The 5,326-nt window shown below is 73.6% G+C and carries 4 protein-coding genes; 2 read left to right on the top strand and 2 right to left on the bottom strand.

What is annotated here, in order from left to right; genetic code table 11:
* Nucleotides 1–20: 20 nt before the first annotated feature.
* Entirely contained in the window at nucleotides 21–1,226 is a 1,206-nt protein-coding gene (locus tag TR48_RS46745; protein ID WP_369405636.1) for a VOC family protein, read from the bottom strand.
* Nucleotides 1,223–2,242 carry an acetamidase/formamidase family protein gene (locus TR48_RS36970; RefSeq protein WP_042375034.1) on the bottom strand — a complete coding sequence of 340 codons (1,020 nt, stop codon included), beginning with the start codon at nucleotides 2,240–2,242 and terminating at the stop codon, nucleotides 1,223–1,225. The genes TR48_RS46745 and TR48_RS36970 overlap by 4 nt, the downstream gene beginning before the upstream one ends.
* Before the next feature lie 113 nt (nucleotides 2,243–2,355).
* On the opposite strand from TR48_RS36970, the gene TR48_RS36975 reads away from it, so the two are divergent.
* Complete coding sequence (locus tag TR48_RS36975) at nucleotides 2,356–2,796, top strand: SRPBCC family protein (RefSeq protein ID WP_042375035.1); 441 nt, start codon at nucleotides 2,356–2,358, stop codon at nucleotides 2,794–2,796.
* Nucleotides 2,797–2,973: 177 nt separating this feature from the next.
* The coding region (locus TR48_RS36980; protein ID WP_084730072.1) for an MFS transporter at nucleotides 2,974–5,326 on the top strand (2,353 nt) is incomplete at its 3' end.

Below are 5,326 nucleotides of genomic sequence, written 5' to 3' on the forward strand. Positions count from 1 at the left end.
CGGTCGGGGCGGGCGGTGCCTCAGTCCCGGCCCTGCCAGGTCGTCACGCATGCCTCGTTGCCTTCCGCGTCCGCCAGGACCCAGAACGCCGGGGCTGCCTCGGCGTCCAGCAGTCGGCCGCCGGCGGCCAGTGTCGCCGCGATCCGGTCCGGGGCCTCGTCGTGGGGCACGCAGACGTCGAAGTGGATGCGGTTGCGCTGCGGACGCGGGGCGTCCATCTGCTGGAACCAGACGGCTGGGCCGTGGCCGAGCGGGTCCACCAGCGCGTCCGTCGGGCCGCCCCGACCGGGCTCGTCGGTGTAGCCGAGGACCGCCTTCCAGAACGGCCGGATCGACGCGATGTCGAGTGCGTCGACGGCCAGTTCCACCAACTGCAGCGAGCGGGCCGCGTCGTCGCCCTCGCCCGCGTGCGGCCGGGTGGGCAGCGCCGCCGACAGCCGTCGGGCCAGGTCCAGGTCGCGGCCCGTCACGTCCGCCTGGGCGGCGGACTGCAGGCTCAACAGCGCCCGGTCGTGCCGCAGTTCGACGCGCAGGTGGCCGTCGGCGTCACGACCGCAGACCTCCGCCGCCCGGACGGCGACCGCCGCCGCCTGCGCCAGGGACCCGGCCGGGACCGCGGTGCGCAGCGTGCCCAGCAGGTAGCGCCAGCCGAGCCCGCTGACCGCCGCCGAGGCGTCCGGCCGGGAGACCGGGCGGACCGCCGACGCCTGCCACTCCTTCAGGCGGCGCCAGGCCTCGAGGCCGTCGGGGACGACGTCCCAGCCGGGGAGTGCCGCCTCCAGTTCCGCCTCCGTGAGGAAGGCGTGCCAGGCGACCTCCTCCGGCTGCGGGGCGACCTCGACCGGCGTCGTCGCGCGGTAGACGGCGGAGAACCACTCGTGGTCCGCGCTGGAGTAGAGGAAGGTGAACAGGTGCTCCGGCTCGATGCCGACGACGCCGAGCTCCTCCTCCGCCTCACGCTTGGCCGCCTCGTCGTAGGACTCGCCCGTGCCGACGACGCCCCCGACGAACACGTCGTACAGGGACGGGAAGACGATCTTCTGCGGGGTGCGGCGGTGCACGAAGACGCGGCCGTCCGCGTCCGTGGCCAGGATGAAGACGCAGCGGTGGCGCAGCCGCTCCGCCATCACCCGGGCGCGCGGCGCCCGGCCGACGACGTGGTCCTCGGCGTCGACCACGTCGAGGATCTCGTCGGCGTTGAGCGGGGCTTCGGTGTGTTCGGTCACGGCAGCAAGGATGCCGCAACCTCCCGCAGCCGGGCGTGCAGGCCCCGGTAGGGGTCGCGGCCGCGCGGGAGGTAGTCCTTGCGGACCTTGGCCACCGACGTGTAGTTGGTGTCGCAGACGTTCGCCAGCGGCGACTCGACCGCCTGGGAGAGGAACTGGTAGGCGTCCATCTCGGAGAAGCCGTAGTCGGCCACCAGCCACTGCACCAGGTCGAGTTGGGCGATCCGGAAGGCGTCCTCCAGCGGGCGCGCCGAGCCCGTCGAGATCAGGTGGGTGTCCGACTCGATGCGCGGCCACGGCGTGGCGACGCCCTTGAGCAGGTCCACGACGACGACGGTCTCCATCGCGCACTCCACCGCGACGCCGCAGGTCTCGCCCTCGCCCTGACGGGCGTGGCCGTCGCCGAGACTGAACAGCGCGCCCTCGACGTTGACGCCGAGGAAGCAGGTGACGCCCGCGCGCATCTCCGGGGTGTCCAGGTTGCCGCCGTGCGCGTCGGGCACGAGCGCCGAGCGGACCTCCAGATTGGCCGGGGCGACGCCGACGGTGCCGTGCATGGGGTCCATCGGCAGGTCCAGCACCAGGTCGCTGTCGTGCGCGGAGAAGCGGCAAAGCCGCCGGGCGCGGTCGAGCTCCCAGATCCAGACGCGCTCGGGCAGCGGGTCCTGGAGCGTCGCGGTGGCGTGGGTGGAGGTCAGCGCGCCGAACAGCGGGACGGTGGTCGAGGCCGCCCAGTCCCGGGCGGGTTCGACGGAGACGAAGTGGACGGCGAGGGTGTCGCCGGGCTCCGCGCCCTCGACCCAGAACGGGCCTGTCTGGGGGTTCAGGAACGGGAACGTGCACACCTCGGAGACGAGGGTGCGCTCGGACGTCACCCGCCCCGCGAAGCAGTCCTCCGTGGTCAGGTCGAGCACCGTCCCCGGGGCGACGCGGGCCACGGGCGCGGCGCCGCCGAAGGTCCAGGCGTACTCGTCGGGCTTGGGACGTACGGTCAGCCAGGGGCGTTCGCTCGTCATGCCGTCACCTTGGCAGCGGAGGCGCCGAAGCCGCCAGAGGGCCGGTGTGGTTGGCTTGCTCCAGAACCTCCTCCTCCACCTTCCGCATCTCTCTTTCGAGCAAGGAGCACGTCATGGGCCAGGTCTACGCCGTCACCGAGCGGGTCATCGAGGCCGCCCCCGAGCAGGTCTTCGACGCGGTCGCCGACTACGAGAAGGTCCGCCCGACCCTGCTGCCGTCCCAGTACAGCGAGTACCAGGTCCGCGAGGGCGGCCGCGGCGCCGGCACCGTCGTGCACTGGAAGCTCCAGGCCACCGAGAAGCGCGTGCGCGACTGCCTGTTCACCGTGACCGAGCCGACCCCGGGCCGCGTCGTCGAGTCGGACGCCAACTCCTCGATGGTGATCACCTGGACGGTCACCCCGGCGGGCGACGGCAAGTCCAAGGTCGTCATCGAGACCACCTGGCAGGGCGCCGGCGGCATCGGCGGCTTCTTCGAGCGCACCTTCGCGCCCAAGGGCCTCAACCGCATCCACGACGCGGTGCTGAGCCGCCTGGCGGACGCCGTCGCCTAGGAACCTGTCCCAGGCAGGGCCGCCGCGGACACTCCGGACGGGTGAATCTGGCAACCGATCGCCCGAGCGGCATTGTCGACTTGGCGTCACATCGCCGCAGGTGAAACTTGATCGGCCGGTTCGGTGCGATGATCGCACCGGTCCGGCCGATCGGACGCAGGCTGCAAGGATCGCGGCATGCCAGTGATCGACGACGCCGTGCACGATGCAGCCCCGACGGCAGCGGGGGTCGCCGCAGCAGAGGTCGACGCAGCACGGAGCGACGCGGCCGCGGGCGAGCCTGTCGGGTCGGCGGCGGCGCCCGCCCCTCCCGCGGCGGCGCAGGAATCGCCCACGCGGATCCGGCTGATCTTCGTCGGGCTGATGCTGGCGCTGCTGCTCGCGGCCCTGGACCAGACCATCGTCGCCACCGCGCTGCCTCGGATCGTCGGCGACCTCGACGGACTCAGCCGGATGAGCTGGGTCGTCACCGCCTACCTGCTCGCCTCCACGGTCGGCCTGCCCGTCTACGGCCGGCTCGGCGACATGATCGGGCGCAAGCCCGTCTTCCAGTTCGCCATCGTCGTCTTCCTGGTGGGCTCCGCGCTGTCGGGCGTCTCGCACAGCATGAACGAGCTGATCGCCTACCGCGCGCTCCAGGGCATCGGCGGCGGCGGGCTGATGATCGGCGTGCAGGCGATCATGGCGGACGTGGTCTCGCCGCGGGAACGCGGCCGCTACATGGGCCTGATCGGCGCGGTCTTCGGGCTGTCCTCCGTCGCCGGACCGCTGCTGGGCGGCTGGCTCACCGACGGGCCCGGCTGGCGCTGGTGCTTCTGGGTCAACCTGCCCGTCGGCCTCCTCGCCCTGCTCGTCGTGACGCTCGTGCTCCCGCGCCGCACCCGGCGCGCGGCCCGCGAGGCGGGGCGGCTGGACTGGCCCGGCGCGCTGCTGCTCGCCGCCGTCGGCACCTGCCTGGTGCTGGCCACGAGTTGGGGCGGCAGCAGGTACGCCTGGCACTCCCCGGTCATCCTCGGGCTGATCGGCGGCGCGGTGCTGGCCACCGCGCTCTTCGTGCCCGTCGAGCTGCTGGCGGAGCGGCACGGCTACGCGCCCGCGATCCCGCTGCGGCTCTTCCGCGACAGCGTCTTCACCGTCTCCGGGCTGATCGGCCTGGTGGTCGGCGTCGGCCTGTTCGGCGCGGCCAGCTACCTGCCGAGCTTCCTGCAGATGGTCGACGGCGCGAGCGCCACCGGCTCGGGCCTGAAGATGCTGCCGCTGATGGGCGGCGTGGTGGTGGGCTCCATCGGCACCGGCCAACTCATCAGCCGGACCGGCCGCTACAAGATCTACCCCGTGCTGGGCGGCGCGCTCGGCGCGGCCGGCATGGTCCTGCTCGGCCTGCTGGACGCCCGCAGCTCCTACGCGGTGCAGAGCGTGGCCATGGCCGTGCTCGGGCTTGGCGTCGGCCTGGCGCTGCCGGTGCTGGTCCTGGCGGTGCAGAACTCCGTCTCGCCGGGCGACATCGGGGCGGCCACCTCGGCCAACAACTACCTGCGTCAGATCGGCGGTTCGGTCGGCGCGGCGGTCTTCGGCACGATCTTCTCCGCCCGCTTCGCGCAGCAGCTCGCGCAGCGCGGCCTGCGGGCGGACAACGCGATCACGCCGGAGCTGGTCCACCACCTCCCGCCGCCGTTGCGCGACGCGTACGTGCAGGCGTTCGCGGCCGCGATGCCGCGTGTCTTCCTCTACCTGGCGCCGGTGCTGGCGCTGGGCTTCCTACTGGGCTTCCTGCTGAAGGAGAAACCGTTGGTGACCCACGCCGGGCCCGAGGACGTCACCTCGGAGTCCGTCACCTCCTCCGCCGTACCGCCGCAGGCCCCGCCGACCGGCACGCCGGTGACCGGAGCCGTGCTGCAGAGCGACCGGACGGGCGTGCCGCGCGCCGTGCTGACGCTGGTCGACCTCGACGGCCGCCAGATCGCCCGCACCGGCAGCGGCGGCGACGGCCGCTGGGCGCTGGCCGCGCCGCGCAACGGCAACTACGTGCTCATCGCGGCGGCCCCCGGCCACCAACCGCAGGCGGTCACCGTCACGGTGGGCGGCCGCCCGGTCGAGCTCGACGTGGTCCTCGGCGGCACCGGCCGCCTGGCGGGCGCGACCCGCAGCGCGGAGGGTGCGCCCGTCGCCGGCGCGTCGGTCACGCTGACGGACGGCCACGGCGAGGTCGTGGCCAGTGCCCACGCCGACTCCGACGGCGCGTACGCGTTCCGCGACCTGGTCTCCGGCGTGTACACCCTGACCGTCAGCGCGCGGGCGTACCGCCCCGCCGCGATGGCGGTGGACGTCGCCCCCAACATCGAGACGCGCCAGGACGTCGCCCTCGCGGGCAGCGGTACCCTGCGCGGCACCGTCCGCACCACGGCCGGCCGGCCGGTCGCCGACGCCAGGGTCACCCTCCTGGACGCGGCGGGCGCGGTGGTCGCCGCCGCGCTGACCGGCGAGGACGGCGCGTTCCGCTTCACCGATCTGGAGCCGGGGGAGTACACCG

Source organism: Streptacidiphilus neutrinimicus (assembly GCF_000787815.1).
GTDB lineage: Bacteria > Actinomycetota > Actinomycetes > Streptomycetales > Streptomycetaceae > Streptacidiphilus > Streptacidiphilus neutrinimicus.

Coding starts and splice junctions, on each gene's coding strand:
- TR48_RS36970 (WP_042375034.1), bottom strand. CDS start 2,242: ATGACGAGCGAACGCCCCTGGCTGACCGTACGTCCCAAGCCCGACGAG.
- TR48_RS36975 (WP_042375035.1), top strand. CDS start 2,356: ATGGGCCAGGTCTACGCCGTCACCGAGCGGGTCATCGAGGCCGCCCCC.